This window comes from Brachybacterium sp. P6-10-X1, from assembly GCF_001969445.1.
In the GTDB taxonomy this organism is placed as follows: Bacteria; Actinomycetota; Actinomycetes; order Actinomycetales; family Dermabacteraceae; genus Brachybacterium.
Genome location: NZ_CP017297.1, coordinates 724802 through 741453, shown reverse-complemented (window position 1 = coordinate 741453; position 16652 = coordinate 724802). Strand labels below are relative to the sequence as shown.

The 16652-nt window shown below is 71.5% G+C and carries 18 protein-coding genes; 14 read left to right on the top strand and 4 right to left on the bottom strand.

The window, feature by feature from the left end; translation table 11 throughout:
* Positions 1-65 precede the first annotated feature (65 nt).
* The 6 genes from BH708_RS03345 (at position 66) to BH708_RS03320 (ending at position 5657) form a co-directional block, all read left to right on the top strand.
* A complete protein-coding gene (locus tag BH708_RS03345) occupies positions 66-737 on the top strand; it encodes a TetR/AcrR family transcriptional regulator (RefSeq protein ID WP_076806615.1) in 672 nt (223 codons plus the stop codon).
* Between the two features lie 249 nt (positions 738-986).
* Positions 987-1787: a GH25 family lysozyme gene (locus tag BH708_RS03340; protein WP_083713246.1), complete on the top strand. Its 801-nt coding sequence runs from the start codon at positions 987-989 to the stop codon at positions 1785-1787.
* An 87-nt stretch (positions 1788-1874) separates the two neighbouring features.
* A complete protein-coding gene (locus BH708_RS03335) occupies positions 1875-2651 on the top strand; it encodes a queuosine precursor transporter (RefSeq protein WP_076810726.1) in 777 nt (258 codons plus the stop codon).
* 166 nt (positions 2652-2817) lie between these two features.
* Positions 2818-4191, top strand: coding sequence for a multidrug effflux MFS transporter (locus BH708_RS03330; RefSeq protein WP_076806613.1), 1374 nt, complete (start codon positions 2818-2820; stop codon positions 4189-4191).
* A gap of 27 nt (positions 4192-4218) precedes the next feature.
* Positions 4219-4749 (top strand): putative immunity protein, encoded by a 531-nt coding sequence (locus tag BH708_RS03325; RefSeq protein ID WP_076806611.1) that lies wholly within the window; start codon positions 4219-4221, stop codon positions 4747-4749.
* A 518-nt stretch (positions 4750-5267) separates the two neighbouring features.
* Positions 5268-5657 (top strand): VOC family protein, encoded by a 390-nt coding sequence (locus tag BH708_RS03320; protein ID WP_076806609.1) that lies wholly within the window; start codon positions 5268-5270, stop codon positions 5655-5657.
* Positions 5658-5705: 48 nt separating this feature from the next.
* Here BH708_RS03320 and BH708_RS03315 read toward each other — a convergent pair whose 3' ends face one another.
* Together BH708_RS03315 and BH708_RS03310 are read right to left on the bottom strand one after the other, a co-directional pair.
* Entirely contained in the window at positions 5706-6275 is a 570-nt protein-coding gene (locus BH708_RS03315; protein WP_076806607.1) for a hypothetical protein, read from the bottom strand.
* 53 nt (positions 6276-6328) lie between these two features.
* Positions 6329-6949, bottom strand: a complete 621-nt coding sequence (locus BH708_RS03310; protein WP_076806605.1) for an HAD family hydrolase — start codon at positions 6947-6949, stop codon at positions 6329-6331.
* A 77-nt stretch (positions 6950-7026) separates the two neighbouring features.
* Here BH708_RS03310 and BH708_RS03305 point away from each other — a divergent pair, with 77 nt between their 5' ends.
* A complete protein-coding gene (locus BH708_RS03305) occupies positions 7027-7830 on the top strand; it encodes a TSUP family transporter (protein WP_172805733.1) in 804 nt (267 codons plus the stop codon).
* A 99-nt stretch (positions 7831-7929) separates the two neighbouring features.
* Positions 7930-8892 (top strand): PAC2 family protein, encoded by a 963-nt coding sequence (locus BH708_RS03300; RefSeq protein ID WP_076806602.1) that lies wholly within the window; start codon positions 7930-7932, stop codon positions 8890-8892.
* A 31-nt stretch (positions 8893-8923) separates the two neighbouring features.
* Here BH708_RS03300 and BH708_RS03295 read toward each other — a convergent pair whose 3' ends face one another.
* Entirely contained in the window at positions 8924-9721 is a 798-nt protein-coding gene (locus BH708_RS03295) for a transglutaminase family protein (RefSeq protein ID WP_076806600.1), read from the bottom strand.
* Between the two features lie 154 nt (positions 9722-9875).
* On the opposite strand from BH708_RS03295, the gene BH708_RS03290 reads away from it, so the two are divergent.
* The 5 genes from BH708_RS03290 (at position 9876) to BH708_RS03270 (ending at position 14629) form a co-directional block, all read left to right on the top strand.
* Positions 9876-10625, top strand: a complete 750-nt coding sequence (locus tag BH708_RS03290) for a sugar phosphate isomerase/epimerase (protein ID WP_076806599.1) — start codon at positions 9876-9878, stop codon at positions 10623-10625.
* Positions 10622-11731, top strand: a complete 1110-nt coding sequence (locus BH708_RS03285; RefSeq protein ID WP_076806598.1) for a Gfo/Idh/MocA family protein — start codon at positions 10622-10624, stop codon at positions 11729-11731. The genes BH708_RS03290 and BH708_RS03285 overlap by 4 nt, the downstream gene beginning before the upstream one ends.
* Positions 11732-11802: 71 nt before the next feature.
* A complete protein-coding gene (locus BH708_RS03280) occupies positions 11803-12960 on the top strand; it encodes a Gfo/Idh/MocA family protein (protein WP_076806596.1) in 1158 nt (385 codons plus the stop codon).
* Positions 12961-12996: 36 nt separating this feature from the next.
* Positions 12997-13998 carry a sugar phosphate isomerase/epimerase gene (locus BH708_RS03275; protein WP_076806594.1) on the top strand — a complete coding sequence of 334 codons (1002 nt, stop codon included), beginning with the start codon at positions 12997-12999 and terminating at the stop codon, positions 13996-13998.
* Between the two features lie 7 nt (positions 13999-14005).
* Positions 14006-14629, top strand: coding sequence for a TIGR03085 family metal-binding protein (locus BH708_RS03270; RefSeq protein ID WP_076806592.1), 624 nt, complete (start codon positions 14006-14008; stop codon positions 14627-14629).
* A gap of 29 nt (positions 14630-14658) precedes the next feature.
* Here BH708_RS03270 and BH708_RS03265 read toward each other — a convergent pair whose 3' ends face one another.
* Entirely contained in the window at positions 14659-15675 is a 1017-nt protein-coding gene (locus tag BH708_RS03265; protein WP_076806590.1) for a methyltransferase domain-containing protein, read from the bottom strand.
* Positions 15676-15770: 95 nt separating this feature from the next.
* Here BH708_RS03265 and BH708_RS03260 point away from each other — a divergent pair, with 95 nt between their 5' ends.
* A complete protein-coding gene (locus BH708_RS03260; protein ID WP_076806589.1) occupies positions 15771-16562 on the top strand; it encodes a ParA family protein in 792 nt (263 codons plus the stop codon).
* Positions 16563-16652 lie beyond the last annotated feature (90 nt).

Sequence of the window (16652 nt, the reverse complement as noted above, 5' to 3'; positions counted from 1 at the left end):
GGTCGTCGCCTCGGGAACGAGCAGTTCTGAGACCTTGCGCACCCCTGAGCCACCCTCGAGGAGCCATGACCGATCTGTTCGAGCCGCTGCCCGACTCCGCGGACACTCGCCGTAAGCAGAACACCCGCACCAAGCTGGTGCGGGCCTCACTCGACGTCTTCGTCGAGAAGGGCATCGACGGGGCGACCGTGGACGACCTGGCCCGGGCCGCCGGATTCACCCGCGGCGCCTTCTACTCGAACTTCTCCACCAAGGAGGAGGTCTTCGCCGCGCTGTTCGCCTCGGTCACGGAGGAGATGATCGAGATCGCGAACACGTCGGTCGCGACGGCCATCGAAGCCGCGCAGGACCAGTGCGGGGAGCCGGCCAGCCTCTCCGCCGTCGACGACGCGGGCCTGATGGTCGCCGTGTTCGAGGGGATCCGCCCCTTCGGGCGGCAGTGGTACCTGCTCTACTCCGACGCGATCGCGCGCTCCCTGCGCGATGAGAGGATGCGCGCCGAGCTCGCGGTCCAGCGCGAGCGCCTGCGCGACGAGATCGGTAAGATGCTGTCCGCACGGATGGCCGAGAAGGGCGACCACCCGCTGCTGCCGCCCGAGGATCTCGCCCAGCTGTTGATCGGCGTGTTCGTCGATCTGATGGTGCGCGAGCAGATGGACGGGCGCGACATCACCGAGCTCGCCGCCACCACGATCCTGGGCACTCTGCGCGCCTTCGTGGAGCCGCGCAAGGCCTGACGGGGGCCGACGGGGGCTAACGGGGACTGACCGGGGCTGACGGGGGCCGACCGGGACCGACGGGGGCTGTGTGGGGCTGAACTCGGTCTGAACTCGGTCTGAATTCGGTCCGGATCAGATGACGACGCCGTCCGTTTCGCCCCGACACGCCGCAGTTGCAGGGGTTGCCAGGGGAGTGCACGGCATGCTTACCGTGTACCCGGTGTGGCGTCCGTCGCACCGTGCTTCCCCCTTCCCCAGGAGACGCTCATGCCTCCCTATCGTCCCCGACACCTGACTCCTCCTCCCTCCCCGGAGCCGCCCTCCGGCACCTCGCGGCGCTCCCTGCTGCGCGGCGGTGTGCTCGGTGCCGCAGCGGTCGGCACCGGTGCCGCCGCCCTCGCCGCCCCGGCCGCGTACGCCGCCGGCTTCTACGGCCAGGACGTCTCGGGCTGGCAGGGCGAGGTCGACTGGGCCGGCCAGGCCTCGCTCGGCTCCCGCTTCGCCTACGTCAAGGCCACCGAGGGCCGCACCTACCGCAGCCCCACCTTCAACCACCAGTACGTCGGTGCCGGCGATGCGGGCCTCGCCCGCGGCGGCTACCACTTCGCCCGCCCCGACTCCGGGGGACCTGAGGAGCAGGTCGAGTTCTTCCTCAACAACGGGGGTGGCTGGACCTCCGATGGCATCACCCTGCCCGGCATGGTCGACTTCGAGGGCTACCCCAGTCTGCCCCAGAACTACGGCCTCGGCCAGCAGGAGATGCGCGAGTGGATCTACGGCTTCTCCAGCGCCTACCTCGCCGAGGTCGGCCGGCGACCCGTCATCTACACGGGCGTGAACTGGTGGAACGACGTGGTGGGGGACTGGACCCCGGTGAATTCGCCGCTGTTCGTGGCCTCCTACCGGGATGATCCGCCCTCGACGCTGCCGGGCCGCTGGTGGGCCTGGGAGCTGTGGCAGTACTCCGATTCCGGCCCCTTCGCCGGCGACTCCGTGCGCTGGCACGGCAGCGAGAGCGAGTTCGAGGATTTCATCACCGACCCCGATTACCGCGCGCGAGGCATCTGAGCCGCCTGACGCCACCGCGCACCGCGCACGCAGCGGGCCGGGCCCTTCCGCCGACGAGGGGCCCGGCCCGCTGTGTACCCTGCCCCGGTGAACACACACCAGCACACCGCCCCCACAGCCCCTCCCACCCCGTCTGGACGCCCGGCCGGCGCCGTCTACGCCGACCGGGGCTCCTCGCACTTCGACATCCTCCTGGCCGCCATGGTCACCGTGGTCGTCCTCTCCGGCATCGGCGCCGCGAAGGGCGTGAGCTTCGGCACGATCCCCGGCACCGGATTCGAGATCCTCACCGACGGCGGCTTCTTCCTCTTCCCTCTCGCCTACGTCCTCGGCGACATCGTCACCGAGCTCTACGGCCCCCGCACCGCCCGCCGCGCGATCCTCACCTCCTTCGCCGTGAGCATCCTGGCCTCGATCTGCTACCAGGTGATCATCGCCCTGCCGCCCTTCCCGGACGAGTACGGCCAGGCCAAGCAGGCCGCCCTCGAGCTGGCCCTGGGCCCCGTGTGGATCGTGGTGCTCGCCGGGCTCGCCGGGTTCCTGGCCGGGCAGAGCCTGAACTCCCTGGTGGTCAGCCGGATGAAGCGGCGCATGGGGGAGAGGGGCCTGATCGGCCGCCTGTTCACCTCCAGCGGCCTCGGCGAGCTGGTGGACACGATCATCTTCTGCTCCATCGCCGCCACCGCGATCGGCATCACGACGCTCGAGCAGTGGGCGGAGTACACGATCCTCGGCTTCGTCTACAAGGTCGCGGTGCAGTACGCGATGATCCCGGTGACCTCCGCCGTCATCCGGTGGCTGAAGCGCACCGACCCGAGCTACCAGCAGAGGCTCGCGCGGCGCGTCACGGCGTCGGACGGCTGAGGTCGTCCCCCTGCGGTCGATCCTCGACCATTCGTTCCGGATCGATCCGTCCCGGATGCGGAAACCCCCTTCCGTGAACGCTCACGGTCTCCTTAGGATGTCCTGACCGGACCCGGCGCGATCTCTGATCGGCCCGGCTCGATCCGCATCACCCGAAAGGACCCCCGTGGCTCACGCCGCTCCCGACCCGCGCCGCGAGAGTCATCGCGACGAGCCCCCGACGACCACGACCGGCGCGATCCCCACCATCACGGGCGCGATCCCGGTCATGGAAGACCTCGCCGACCACGACCTCGCGCATCTGCCCGACGAGGAGGAGCTCAGCCGTACCCGCGGCAAGGTCACCATCCTCGTGATCGTCGTGCTGACCACGCTCAGCGCCATCGGTCCGCTCGCCACCGACATGTACATCCCGGCCTTCCCCGACGTGGCCGGCGAGCTCGGCTCGACGGCCTCGCGGATGCAGCTGACGATCACCGCGTTCTTCCTGGGCACCGCGAGCGGCCAGGTCGTCGCCGGGCCGCTGTCGGACCGGATGGGCCGACGGACCCCGCTGCTGATCGGGATCGTGCTGTGCCTGCTGGCCTCGATCGGCTGCGCGCTCGCCCCGTCGGTCGAGATCCTGCTGGTGCTGCGCGTGCTGCAGGGGATCGGCGGCGGTTTCGGCATGGTGCTGGGCCGCGCGGTGCTGATCGACATGACCGACGGCCCGGAACTGTTCCGGATCATGAACATCATGCAGGGCGTCGGCGGCGTCGCCCCGATCGTCGCCCCGCTGCTGGGCGGGATCATCCTGGTCTTCGGCCAATGGCGCGAGATCTTCCTGGTCATCGCGGCGATGTCGCTGATCTCGCTGATCGGGGTGCTGGTGCGGATCCCCGAGTCCCTGCCACCGTCGAGGCGCCACGCCGGGGGATTCCGCACCTTCCTGCGCAATGTCCGGACCCTCCTGCACAGACGCACCTTCGTCGCGTACATGCTGGTCAATGCGTTCTCCGCCTTCGCCCTGATGGCCTACGTCTCGGCCTCGTCCTTCGTGGTCCAGGAGATGCTCGGGTTCACCTCGAGCGAGTACTCGGTGAGCTTCGCGGTCAACTCGATGGGGATGATGGCGATGTCCCTGCTCTCGGCCCGGCTGACCCGCTCGATCCATCCGCGAAAACTGATCCGGGTGGGGCTGATCGTGGTGACCCTCGCGAGCTTCTCGCTGCTGATCGGCAGCCTGTTCCTGGACACCCCGGCATGGATCGTGCTGCCGGCGTTCTTCTTCACGGTCGCCCCGCAGGGGCTGATCTTCGGCAACGGCGGAGCGCTGGCCTCGGATCAGGCCCGCGAGATCGCCGGGACCGGCTCGGCGATGCTGGGTCTGGGCTTCTCCTTCGCCGCCTCGATCGCGGCGCCGCTGGTGGGGATCGCCGGAACGCATTCCTCGCTGCCGATGGCGATCGCGATGGTCTGCGGCGTGCTCATCTCCGGCACGTTCTTCGTCCTGGCTGGCCGGGGGAGCGGCACGCCGAATCCGCACACCCGGATGGCCTGAGCCGAGCGCGGGCGAGATGATGACGCGATGATCCTGCCCGAGGTGCGCGACCCGCGCCTGGTGACGATCCGCCGCGGCGGCACCCTGCGCGACGAGGACCACCAGCTGCTGGCGCTCTGGGCGGCGGACTGCGCCGAGCACGTGCTGGAGCTGTTCGAGGTGGAGCGCCCGGAGGATCCGCGCCCGCGAGAGGCGATCGCGGCCGGCCGTGCATGGGCCGGGGGAGAGCTGCCGATGATGCGTGCCCGTGCTGCGGGTGGGCACGCGATGGGCGCCGCCCGTCCACTGCGCGGAGCACCCCGGTTCGCCGCCTATGCCGCCGGGCAGGCCGCCTGCGTCGGACACGTCGCCGAGCACGATCTGGGTGCCGCCGCCTATGCGCTCAAGGCGGTGCGCGCTGCGGGCGAGGGCGCGGGCGAGGCCCGCGGCGAGGACGACGCGGCGCTGCGGTTCGAGCGGGACTGGCAGCGCGCCCAGCTGCCCGGGGCCATCCGCGAGCTGGTGCTCGAGGACCAGATACGGCGCGATCCCATCTGCTGGGGTGTCTTCACGGACTGAGCCGTCCGCAGCCTGCTCCGTCCGCGGCCTGGGCTCTTCGCAGTCCGCAGCCTGCTCCGTCCGCGGTCCACCGGCTCGCTCGGATCGTCCGTCCGGGACGATGACGTATCGCGACACGCGGGCGATCAGCCGCCGGTTCCACCGAAACAGCCCGTCGATGAACCGAATGAGTGGAACGGGCGAGCGTGTCGGACACAGCGGTCGTGTCGGACACAGCGGTCCGGACACCATGCCTCCCATGAAGCGCGGCGGCCCCACGCGACGAACGCAACGAGCCGAACGCAACGAGCCGAACGCAACGAGCCGAACGCAGCGAGCGGAGCGCAGCGAACGGAGCGGCAGGGGCCCGAGCATGGCGAACGGCAGTCCGCGCCCCTCTCGCGCCACATCATCCATACTGCCGATAATGTACGTTATGTAAAGTCGACCTTCGAGAGCACGGAAGGGCCGCCCGTTGCAGCGACTGCGCGCTCTCCGCACCCTTTCCCCTGCCGCGGCCCGTGCTTACCCTTCACGACATGTCCTCCCCGCACAGCTCCACCCCGTCCGTCCGCTTCAGTGCCGTGACGATCGCCGCTCCGGATCCCAGAGCACTCGTCGCGTTCTACGCCGAGATCACCGGCGGCGAGGTGATCCACATCCCCGGCAACGACTGGGCCGGTATGCAGTGCGACGGCGGTCGGATCGACGCCATGGCCGTCGCGGACTACGAGCCGCCGAGGTGGCCCGAGGACTCCTCGTTGATCCACCTCGACTTCCTGGTCGAGGATCTCGAGCTCGCGGCCGCCCGGGTCGAACAGGCCGGCGGGACCCGTTCCGCCTTCCAGCCCAACGCCGAGCACTGCCTGGTGTTCGCCGATCCGGTGGGACATCCGTTCTGCCTCACCCTGGTCGACGTTCCCGGCTGAGACACCGACAACGTTCAGAAACCGATAACGTTCAGGACGCGACGAGGCTCAATACGCCGCGAGCACTCCCCGCCCGTCGGCCCAGGCGCCGACCAGCCGCACCGTGCCGTCGAGATCGCCGACGGTGCGGGCGATGGTGAACGGCTCACCGTCCAGAAGCTGGTCGTCCGTTGGCAGGCTCTCGCCCTCGTCGACCTCGAGGTGCAGCGTCACCGACTGCGGGCGGGTCTCCACCCATCGACCATCGGTCCCGTAGACCTCCAGCGGCGCCTGCTCCTGCTCGCCGCACAGCGCGCGGCGGAAGCAGTCCAGCGCCGCCTCGTCCCCGGGGCCGTCGTAGACATAGCGCTCCCCCAGCACCGAATGCTGCAGAAGGCCGACCAGCGACTCGTCGGCGCCGTCGACCGGCTGCGCGCGATAGGCCAGCGGCAGGTGATAGATCGTCTCGCCGACGCGCACCAGGTGGCACTCGATGCCGACCTCGCCATCCGGGTCGTCGAAGCGGTAGGCGCCCAGCACGTCGAGCTCCCCCGCGTCACCCCAGGGGCGGGACTCGAGGAAGGTGCGCAGGATCTCGGGCTTGGAGGGGCTGAGCTCGGCCTCGTAGATGATCGCCATGGCTTCACGCTACCGGGGCATCCCGCTCCCCCGTGACCCCCGCCGAGCAGATCTCACCCGCGGACGCGGTCCAGCAGCTCGCTCAGCGCGGTGATGCGCACGGCCTCCCCGGCCTCCAGGGGAACGCCCGGGGTCTCCAGCAGCACGCCGCGCACGCCACCGGCGCATGCCGCCTCGACGTCGCCGGGGCGGTCGCCGATCGCGAGGCACTCCCCCGGATCCAGCTGGTGACGGGACAGCAGGGCACGGATCATCGCTGGATCGGGCTTGCGCGGATAGCCGTCCGGGGCGCAGATGATGTCGTCCACCTCGAGGCCGAGGGAATCGAGCAGCGCGGTGGCGCTGGCGCGCTCGCGGTGCGTGGAGACCAGGTTGAGCCCGCCCTCGTCCCGGACCGCCGCCAGCAGGTCGCGGGCACCTGCCATCACCGGCGGCGGGTGCTCCAGCCACCGCTGCTTCGTCCCCTCGTACGCCGCCCGCAGCGTCGCCTCCGCGAGGCCGTGGCGCCGTGCGAGCGTCGAGATCGCCTCGCCGCTCGAGCGACGCGTGAGCAGGGCGACCTCGTGCAGCAGCGCGTCATCGGGCTCCGGCCGGATCGCCGTCGCCAGGGCGCGGTCGACGTCGGGATAGGTGTCCACGAGGGTGCCGCCGAGGTCCCAGATCACTGCACGCATGGGGGCAGTCTGCCAGGTGGATCTCGGCCGTCGGGCACCGCTTCGCCGTCACCTCGGACCTCGTGTTCACTGGGGCGGTGCCCCTGCTCGATCAGCTCCTCCAGCTCTCCGCGCTGACCCTGGCCCTCCTGATCGGCGCCGCTTTCCTGGCCGGCTGGGTCGACGCCGTCGTCGGCGGCGGCGGGCTGGTCCAGCTGCCGGCGCTGCTGACCGCGCTCCCGGCCGACGCCCCGACCGGCGCGGTCCTCGGCACCAACAAGGTCGCCTCCGCCGCCGGGACCGCGATCTCCTCGTGGACCTACGTCCGCCGGATCACGCCGATCGCCGCGACCGCGGTGCCGCTGGTCGTGTGCGCCCTGCTGGGCAGCGGCGCCGGAGCCGGGCTGGCGACCTTCATCCCCCGCGACTGGCTCTCCCCCATCGTCCTGCTGGCGCTGCTCGCCGTCGGGTCCTACACGCTGCTGCGCCCGACGATGGGGCTCGTGCACGCCCCACGGCACAGCGGGCGCGCTCAGGTGGTGCGCTCCGGGGGCATCGGCGGGGTGATCGGGATCTACGACGGGGTGCTGGGACCGGGCACCGGCAGCTTCTTCATCATCGCGATGGTGGCCCTGCTCGGATACGGCTTCCTCGAGGCCAGCGTCCACGCGAAGCTCGCCAACCTCACCACCAATCTGGGCGCCCTGCTGGTCTTCGGGCTGCAGGGCGAGGTGTGGTGGCTGCTGGGCGGCCTGATGGCCATCGCCAACGTGCTGGGCGGCTTCCTCGGGGCGCGCTTGGCGATCCGGCTCGGCTCCGGCTTCGTCCGCTGGGTCTTCCTCGCGGTCACCGGGGCCCTGGCCGTCCGACTCGGACTCGACACCGTGACCCTGTTCACATGAGCTCCGCACCCCCGGCGGAATAGTGCCCCGCACGAGGTCGTTGAACCGTGAGTCACCAGTTCCCGCCCCGGCCCGGCGGCATGTTGCCAGGAGGACCTCATGGACCCGACGACCCTGTTCACCTACGAGCGGCACGTCGATTCGCGCTCCCTGCGCGGGCGCACGCTCCTGGTCACCCTCGGTGCCTTCAGCGACGCCGGCAACGCGCAGGACCTCGTCGACGACCATCTGCTCAACACCCTGCCCAGCCGCGTCGTCGGTCGCCTGGACATGGACCAGGTCTACGACTACGCGGGCCGACGCCCCGAGGTGACCCTCGAGCTGGACCATTTCGACGACTACCACAAGCCCGAGATCCTCCTGCACGAGGTCACGGACCCCGACGGCCAGCCGTTCTTCCTGCTCTCCGGCCCCGAGCCGTCCTTCCAGTGGGAACGGGTCGCCAACGCGCTGCGGATCGTGGTCGACCAGCTCGGCATCGAGCGCACCCTCCTGGTGCAGGGCTTCCCGGCGCCGGTCCCCCACACCCGGGAGCTGCCGGTGACCCGCTTCGCCGGCGACCCGAACTCCATCGAGGTGCGCCGGACCATGCCCGGCACGTTCCGGCTGCGCGCCCCCTTCACGGCGCTGCTCACCTTGCGCCTGGCCGACGCCGGCCACGACGTGGTGGGCCTGGTGGTGCACGTGCCGCAGTACCTCCACGAGATGTCCTACCCCGACGCCGCGATCGCTCTGCTGCAGGCGATCGGCCAGGAGAAGGGGCCGCACGTGCCGATGGACGCCCTGGAGACGCAGGCCGGTCCCGTGCGCGAGGCGGTCACCGCCCAGATCGACGCGCAGGAGCAGCTGCAGGAGATGGTCTCCGGGCTCGAACAGCGCTACGACCGGATGATCACCGCGGGCGCCGGCGCGGAGGTACCCACCGCCGACGACATCGCCGCCGAGGTCGAGCAGTACCTGGCCGGATTCTCCGAAGCGGGCGGCGGCTCCGACAACGACACCCCCGGCACCGACACGCCCGACACCCCCGACACCCCCGAGGACGGCTCCACGCAGAGCTGAGCGGCGGGGCCGACCGGAGTCGGTGGGCCGTTCAGCGCAGGACGACCCGCGCCGCGGGATCCTCCTGCGGCAGCTCGGGATCCACGATCGCGGTGACCTGGATGCCCGTGAGCAGCACGTTGCCCGCGAGGGTGGTCATGAAGGCGGTGTCCGCCGCGTCCTGCCCCGTGGCGATCCGCACCATCGAGGCCCGCGGTGCCAGGTGCGTGGGGTCCACGACCATCCAGCCGTCCTCGACCAGCGCTTCGACCACCAGGTGGAAGTCCATCGGGGTGAGGCCCGGGGCGAAGGCCGAGGAACAGCGGGCGGGCACGCCGCCGGCCCGCAGCAGCGTCGCGGTCAGGTGCGCGTAGTCCCGGCACACCCCCTGCCGGGAGACGTAGGTGCTGCGCGCGGAATCGGTGATCGTGCTGGCGCCCGGGACGTAGTCCAGATGCCCGTGCACCCACCGGGCGACGGCCTCGACGGCGTCGGCCCCGGTGCGACCGCCGACGATCTCCTCGGCGATCTTGTTGAACTCGTCGACCTCGCAATAGCGGGAGGGGCGAAGGTGCTCCGCCGCATCCGCCTCGACCGCCTCCGGCACCGGCGCCCGGGAGATGCCGCGCGCGGCGTAGACGATCTCCACCTGGCCCGCGGGCAGTCCGCTGATCAGGTGCATCCGATTGCCGAAGCGGTCCCTGGTCTCGGTGACCGCGTGCTCCCTGCCTCCGACGAGCACGGTCAGGGACTCCTGCGCCACGGGGGCCTCGGAGACCGCGACCAGCAGGGCGATGTCGGTGCCGTCGGCGACCTCGGCCGTCATCCACGCGCGCACATGTCTCTCCACTCCCCCAGTGTCACACCGTCCCGTCCATCGTCCCGACGGAGCCATCACGTCCGAGCCCCTGCTCCCGACCGGGCACGCCGGACGGCTTTGCCGCCACGTGATCTCCGACATAGGGTTGTGATCTCCGTCCCCGACGCCGTTCCAGGGAGCATTCGTGCAGATCTCCGTCCAGCTCTACAGCGTGCGGGAGGCGTTCTCCGCCGATCCCGCGGGCGTTCTGCGTCGACTGGCCGAGATCGGGTTCACCGCCGTCGAGCCCTTCGCGCTGATGGACCATGCCACGACGCTGGCGCCGCTGCTGGCCGCGCACGGCCTCGGCGCCCCCTCGGCCCATGCCTCCCTGCTGACCGCCGAGGATCCTGCTCGGGTGCTCGCCACCGCCGCCGGGCTGGGCGTGCACACCGTCGTCGAGCCGTACCACGACCGCGAGCGGTGGGCGCGGGAGGACGACATCCGGGTCACCGCCGACCGGCTCAACGCCCTGGCTCCGCTGGCCGCCGAGAACGGGGTGCGCCTGGGGTATCACAACCATGACGCCGAGGCCCGGCCGATCCACGAGGGCCGCTGCGGCCTGGAGGTCCTCGTCGACCACCTCGACCCCCGCATCGAGCTCGAGCTGGACACCTTCTGGTGCGCCGTCGGCGGGACGGATCCCGCCGCGCTGCTGAGGGCGCTGGGTCAGCGGGTCCAGCTCGTCCATCTCAAGGACGGTCCGCTGTCCGGTGACGTCCGGGATCAGGTGGCCCTCGGGGAGGGCGAGATGGACGTGCCCGCGATCCTCGCCGCCGTGGACTGGCTAGAGACCGGGGTGATCGAGTTCGACGACCACGACGGCGACCTCTTCGCAGCTCTGGCCCGCTCCCTGACCCAGCTCACCCAGTACCTCCAGGAGGAGACCGCATGAGCGCACCGTCCGGTCCCGTCGGCGTCGGCATCATCGGTGCCGGCGTCATCGCCGCCCAGTACCTCGATCAGCTCACCGCCTATCCGGATGTCGAGGTGCGCGCCCTCGGTGATCTGCGCCCCGAGGCGGCCGCCACCCGTGCCGAGCAGTACGGGATCGGTGCCCACGGCCCGGTGGCCACCGTGCTCGAGGATCCCGGGATCGAGATCGTCATCAACCTGACGATCCCGGCCGCGCACCATGACGTCTCGCGCAGCATCCTCGCCTCCGGCAAGCACGTGTGGACCGAGAAGCCGCTGGTGACCACGCGCGAGCAGGCCGACGCCCTGCTCGCCGACGCCCGGCAGCGCGGGTTGCGCCTCGGCGGCGCTCCGGACACCGTGCTCGGCGCCGGGATCCAGACCGGGCTGCGGGCCCTGCGCGACGGGGAGATCGGCGAGCCGCGCTCCGCCGTCGCCCGCTTCCGCTCCCCCGGACCGGAGTCCTGGCACCCGGGCCCCGACTTCCTGTTCCAGCGCGGGGCGGGGCCGCTGTACGACATGGGCCCCTACTACCTCACCAGCCTGGTGCTCGCCCACGGCCCCGTGGCCTCGGTCTCCGCCGTCGGCTCCCAGTCGGTCACGACCCGCACCATCGGCTCCGGCCCTCGCGCCGGGGAGCACGTCGCGGTCGAGGTCCCCACCCGGGTCCAGGGGCTGCTGCGCTTCGCCGGCGGAACCAGCGCCGCCGTGGAGTTCTCCTTCGACGAGGCCCTCGACCGCCCGCACGTGCTCGAGCTGTCCGGCTCCACCGGCTCCCTCGCGCTGCCGGATCCCAACCAGTTCACCGGCGTGACCTCCCGGGCGCTCCGCGGTGCGGAGGACTGGACCGAGCGCGAGCCCGTCGGGGCGATCGGCGGGCGCGGGCTCGGCACCCTGGAGATGGCCCGGGCGCTGCGTGCGGGCCGCCCCCACCGCCTCACCGGCGAGCTGGCAGCCCATGTCCTGGACATCATGATCGGCCTCGAGGAGGCCACGAGGATCGACGGCTCGGTGCCGGTGGCCACCACGGCGACCGTCCCCGAGCTGCTTCCCGAGGACTTCGACCCGCTCGCCGCGACCCTCTGACCACGCCGCCCGGCACCGCATCGACCACAGCACGAACCACAGCACGAACCACAGCACGAAGGAGACCCGCGTTGTCCCCCACCCCTGCAGACCGTCCGCTCGGCGTGGCCCTGATCGGCTACTCGTTCATGGGCCGCGCCCACTCCCAGGCCTGGCGGACCGTCGGCGCCGCCTTCGACGTGCCCGAGACCACCCGAACGGTGATCGTCGGCCGCGACGAGGACGCGGTGGCCGAGGCGTCCCACCGGCTCGGCTGGAACGAGCACGCCACCGACTGGCGTGAGGTGATCACCCGCGAGGACATCGACATCGTCGACATCTGCGTCCCCGGGTTCCTGCACGCGGAGATCGCGATCGCCGCGCTCGAGGCCGGCAAGCACGTGCTGTGCGAGAAGCCGCTGGCCAACGACACCGCGGAGGCGGAGGCGATGGTCGCCGCCGCCGAATCGGCCCGCGCCCGCGGCCAGGTCGCCGCGCTCGGCTTCACCTATCGCCGCGTTCCCGCGCTCGCCCTGGCCCAGCAGATGGTCGAGGCGGGGCGGCTCGGCGACATCCGCCAGGCCAAGGCGTCCTACCTCCAGGACTGGCTGGTGGATGAGGAGGCCGGGATGTCCTGGCGGCTGCGGAAGGAGACCGCGGGCTCCGGGGCACTCGGGGACATCGGCTCGCATGCGATCGACCAGATCCAGCACCTCACCGGTCGCCGCGCCACCGCGGTCCGCGGCCGCCTCTCCACCCTCGTGCCGCGACGCCCCGGCCCCGAGGGGATGGAAGACGTCACGGTCGACGACGCCGCCTGGGCCACCCTCGAGCTCGAGGGCGGGGCCCTGGCCTCCGTCGAGGTCTCCCGCATGGCCGCCGGCGCCAAGAACCGCCTCGGCATCGAGCTGTTCGGCAGCCGGGGTGCGCTGCGCTTCGACCTCGAGAGCCCCAACGAGCTCTGGTTCCTCGACGCCACCCGCCCTGTGGCCGAGCAGGGCTTCACCCGGATCCTGGTCACCGAGCCCGAGCACCCCTATCTCGAGGCGTGGTGGCCGCAGGGGCACGTGCTGGGCTGGGAGAACGCCTTCTCGAACCAGGCCCGGGACCTGCTGCTCGCCATCCGCGACGGGGCGGACGCCGGGGCTGCCGGCTTCTCCCCGGACTTCGCGGACGGACTCGCGCTGCAGCGCGTGCTGGACGCGATCATCACCTCCGACGCCGCCGACGGCGCGACCGTCACCCTCTGAGACCCACCCCCGACCACCAGAAGGAGCACCACCACCATGGCTCATCCGCACACCCTGTTCACCGGACAGTGGGGCGATCTCACGCTCGAGGAGGTCGCCGCGCACGCCTCCTCCTGGGGCTACGACGGCCTGGAGATCGCGATCTCCGCCGAGCACCTGGACGCCGCCCGCTGGGACGACGACGACTACATCGCCGACCGCCTGGGCATCCTCGAAAGGCACGGGCTGAAGGTCTGGACGATCTCCCACCACCTCGTGGGCCAGGCCGTCTGCGACGATCCGATCGATCTGCGCCACCAGGGCATCCTGCCCTCCCGCATCTGGGGCGACGGCGATCCGGAGGGCGTGCGACAGCGCGCTGCGGAGGACGTCAAGAACGCCGCCCGCCTCGCCCAGCGCCTCGGGGCGGACACCGTCACCGGCTTCACCGGCTCCAGCATCTGGAAGTACGTGGCGATGTTCCCTCCGGTGCCCGAGGAGGTCATCGACCAGGGCTATCAGGACTTCGCCGACCGCTGGAACCCGATCCTGGACGTGTTCGAGGAATGCGGGGTCCGCTTCGCGCTCGAGGTCCACCCCTCCGAGATCGCCTACGACTACTGGACGACGCAGCGGACCCTGGAGGCCATCGGCCACCGGGAATCCTTCGGCCTGAACTGGGACCCTTCGCACATGATGTGGCAGGACATCGACCCGGTCTCCTTCATCACCGACTTCGCCGACCGCATCTACCACGCCCACTGCAAGGACGTGCGGGTACGCGTCACCGGGCGCAACACGCGCCTGTCCTCGCATCTGCCCTGGGGCGATCCCCGCCGCGGCTGGGACTTCGTCTCCTTCGGTCGCGGGGACGTCCCGTTCGACGCCTGTCTGCGGGCGCTGCGCTCGATCGGCTACGACGGCCCGCTCTCGGTGGAATGGGAGGACGCCGGGATGGACCGCCTCCACGGGGCGGCCGAGGCGATCGAGCACCTGAGGTCACTGGACTATCCCGTCTCCGACGCGGCCTTCGACGCGGCCTTCAGCAACCAGGAGTGAGTCCCCGATGGCCCCGGACACCGAACGAGAACCGCTCGCCGAGACCTTTCTGGCCCTCGGCCCCCAGGCGCCGACGATCCTGCCGGGATGGGACGGGGCGGACCTGCTCGAGCACCTGCTGGAACGCGAGCGCTATCCGTACCTGTTGGTCGGGGCGCGGCTCCCGGGCGTGCTCGGGCGGCGAGCGATCACCGCGCGGGAGGATCTGCGCGCCCGCCCGTGGCCCGAGCGGGTGGAGCTGGTCCGGGAGGGCCCGCGCCTCCGCTCCCCCGTCGGAGCCATCGACCGCCTCAGCGGCCAGGGCGAGCTGCTCATCCATCACGAGGACCTGCGCCGTGCCCAGGAGGGCTGGGAGCCGCGTGCCCTGAGCGCCGATCAGCAGGCGCAGGCCTGGCGGGCCCTGTCGCTGCTGTCCCGGATCAGCGTGCGCGTGGCGGCGGACATCACGCTGGTCTCCCCGCTCGGAGGACTCCGACTGGGCTCGCGGCGCTCGGCCGGGAGCCTGCGGGTCCATGGCGAGGCGCTCGAGCTGCTGCTGTGGGCCTCCGGCCGCGACGAGGTGTCGCGGGTGCGCGTGCACGGGGACGAGGGCGCGATGCGGGCGCTGCAGGAGGGCCGACGGGGGATGTGACCACCGCGAGCACCTCTGCGCTCCCCCGGTCAGCCCCGCTCGAGCAGGAAGAGCCGGGGGTGGTGTCCCTTCTGGAAGAAGCGGTGCTCCCCCACCGGCCGCCAGGCCGTCTCGCGCTCCAGCACCCGCTGCATGCGCGCGATCTCATGGGTGAGCACCCCGAGCCGGGCTCGCGGCGCGCCCAGCTGCGCGGCCCGCGCCAGCAGGTCCGCCAGCAGCTGCTCGTTGGATTCATGATCCCCCAGCAGCGTGCCCCACGGGGGATTCGTCAGCATCCGGGTGAAGCCGGGCTCGAGGTCGCAGGTCAGCACGTCGCCGAGCACCCAGTCGATGCGCCCGCGGCGCCGCGCGGCGCGCTGGTGGGCCCGCGCGGCGTCGATCGCCTCCGGGTCCCGATCCACTCCGATCGCGCGGGCAGGGACCGAGGCATGCAGCTGCTCGACCAGGAACGTCCCGGATCCGCAGGTCATGTCCAGCACGCTGTCCTCCTCGCCCACCTGGAGCAGGTCCAGCACGGTGGCGGCGATGGTGGCCCCCACGGCACCCGGATAGTTCACGGTGCGCCAGGCACGGGTGGACAGCGGGCGCCGCGTCGTGCGCAGGAGCACCTGCCAGGTGCCCGCAGGAGCCCCGCGCCGCACGCGCACCACCAGGTCCCCGTCCTCGGCGACGGGGATCCCGGCACTCTCGGCGAGCGTGTCGGCGAGCCGCCGCATCTCCGGTGTCCCGGAGCCGGCCGCCTCCAGCCGCAGCCCCCCGAACCGCTGTCGCGGGCGCTGACGACCGAGGTCCTCCAGCAGCACCCCGAGGCGCTGCTGGACCGAGGTCTCCAGCAGCTCCCGGGGACGGCGCGCCGGGACCGTGAGCGACGTCGAGGCCGCCACCACGCGGCGCAGGCCGCGTACCGCGTCGAGGTCGTCGGTGCTCACCGTCAGCTCCGTCGCGGACACCAGTCGTGCGGGACCGAGCTCGCGGGCCTCCCGCAGCGCGCTCTCGCCGCAGCCCTCGAGCACCTCCAGCACCAGCTCATGCGTGATCTGCGACAACGTCGGCCCCCTCGGTACCGTCTGTGGACATGATTCGGGCAGGTTACCGCCCGTCGCGGACCCGGCGATCAGGCTCGGGTCGGTAGACTTCCCCCGTGTTCATCGTGAGTGTGTGTTCCCTGAAGGGCGGCGTCGGCAAGACGTCGGTGACCCTGGGCCTGGCTTCCGCCGCCCTCCACCAGGAGGTGAACACCCTCGTCATCGATCTGGACCCGCAGGGTGACTCCACACTGGGGCTGCTGGGAGAGCCCTCGACCACGATGGACATCGCCGAAGTGCTCTCCTCCCCGCGCACCGAGACGGTCGACCGCTCGATCATGTCGACCCCGTGGTCGACCGAGGCCTCCTCCCACCTGGATGTGATCCCCGGGTCCAGCCGCTCCTCGCTCATGGACTCCCCCACGCCGAACCCGCGGGACGTGCGGCGCCTCCGCGAGGCGCTGGAGAAGCGCACCCACCAGTACGACCTGGTGCTCATCGACTGCCCGCCGTCCCTGAACGGCCTGACCCAGATGGCGCTCGCCGCCTCGGACCGCTCCCTGGTCGTCGCCGAGCCCGGCTTCTTCGCGGTGACGGCGGCGGATCGCGCCCTGAAGCTCTCCACCGAGATGCGCGAAGACGGCATCGCGCCCCGTCTGCAGCCGCTGGGGCTGGTCGTCAATCGCTATCGCCCGCGCTCCGTCGAGCACCAGTACCGCCTGGCCGAGCTGCGCGACCTGTTCGGCGAGGCGGTCCTCGAGCCGGTCATCGAGGAGCGCGTCGGGCTGCAGCAGGCCCAGGGCGGCGCCGTCCCCCTGCACCGGTACGAAGGGGCCTCCGGCAAGCGTCTCACCGCGGACTTCGACGCCCTGCTGGGCACCGTGCTGGATTCTCGCCGACACTCCTGAGCCCCGGGCCGGTGCACGCCCGCCGCCCCCTGATACACACATCGACACACAGACAGCGGCGAGCCCCTCCCCGGGACTCGCCGCTGTTCG

What these genes read in the sequence shown, in the direction of transcription:
- BH708_RS03345 (WP_076806615.1), top strand. Translation starts at nt 66, where the DNA reads ATGACCGATCTGTTCGAGCCGCTGCCCGACTCCGCGGACACTCGCCGT.
- BH708_RS03340 (WP_083713246.1), top strand. Translation starts at nt 987, where the DNA reads ATGCCTCCCTATCGTCCCCGACACCTGACTCCTCCTCCCTCCCCGGAG.
- BH708_RS03325 (WP_076806611.1), top strand. Translation starts at nt 4,219, where the DNA reads ATGATCCTGCCCGAGGTGCGCGACCCGCGCCTGGTGACGATCCGCCGC.
- BH708_RS03320 (WP_076806609.1), top strand. Translation starts at nt 5,268, where the DNA reads ATGTCCTCCCCGCACAGCTCCACCCCGTCCGTCCGCTTCAGTGCCGTG.
- BH708_RS03315 (WP_076806607.1), bottom strand. Translation starts at nt 6,275, where the DNA reads ATGGCGATCATCTACGAGGCCGAGCTCAGCCCCTCCAAGCCCGAGATC.
- BH708_RS03310 (WP_076806605.1), bottom strand. Translation starts at nt 6,949, where the DNA reads ATGCGTGCAGTGATCTGGGACCTCGGCGGCACCCTCGTGGACACCTAT.
- BH708_RS03300 (WP_076806602.1), top strand. Translation starts at nt 7,930, where the DNA reads ATGGACCCGACGACCCTGTTCACCTACGAGCGGCACGTCGATTCGCGC.
- BH708_RS03285 (WP_076806598.1), top strand. Translation starts at nt 10,622, where the DNA reads ATGAGCGCACCGTCCGGTCCCGTCGGCGTCGGCATCATCGGTGCCGGC.
- BH708_RS03275 (WP_076806594.1), top strand. Translation starts at nt 12,997, where the DNA reads ATGGCTCATCCGCACACCCTGTTCACCGGACAGTGGGGCGATCTCACG.
- BH708_RS03270 (WP_076806592.1), top strand. Translation starts at nt 14,006, where the DNA reads ATGGCCCCGGACACCGAACGAGAACCGCTCGCCGAGACCTTTCTGGCC.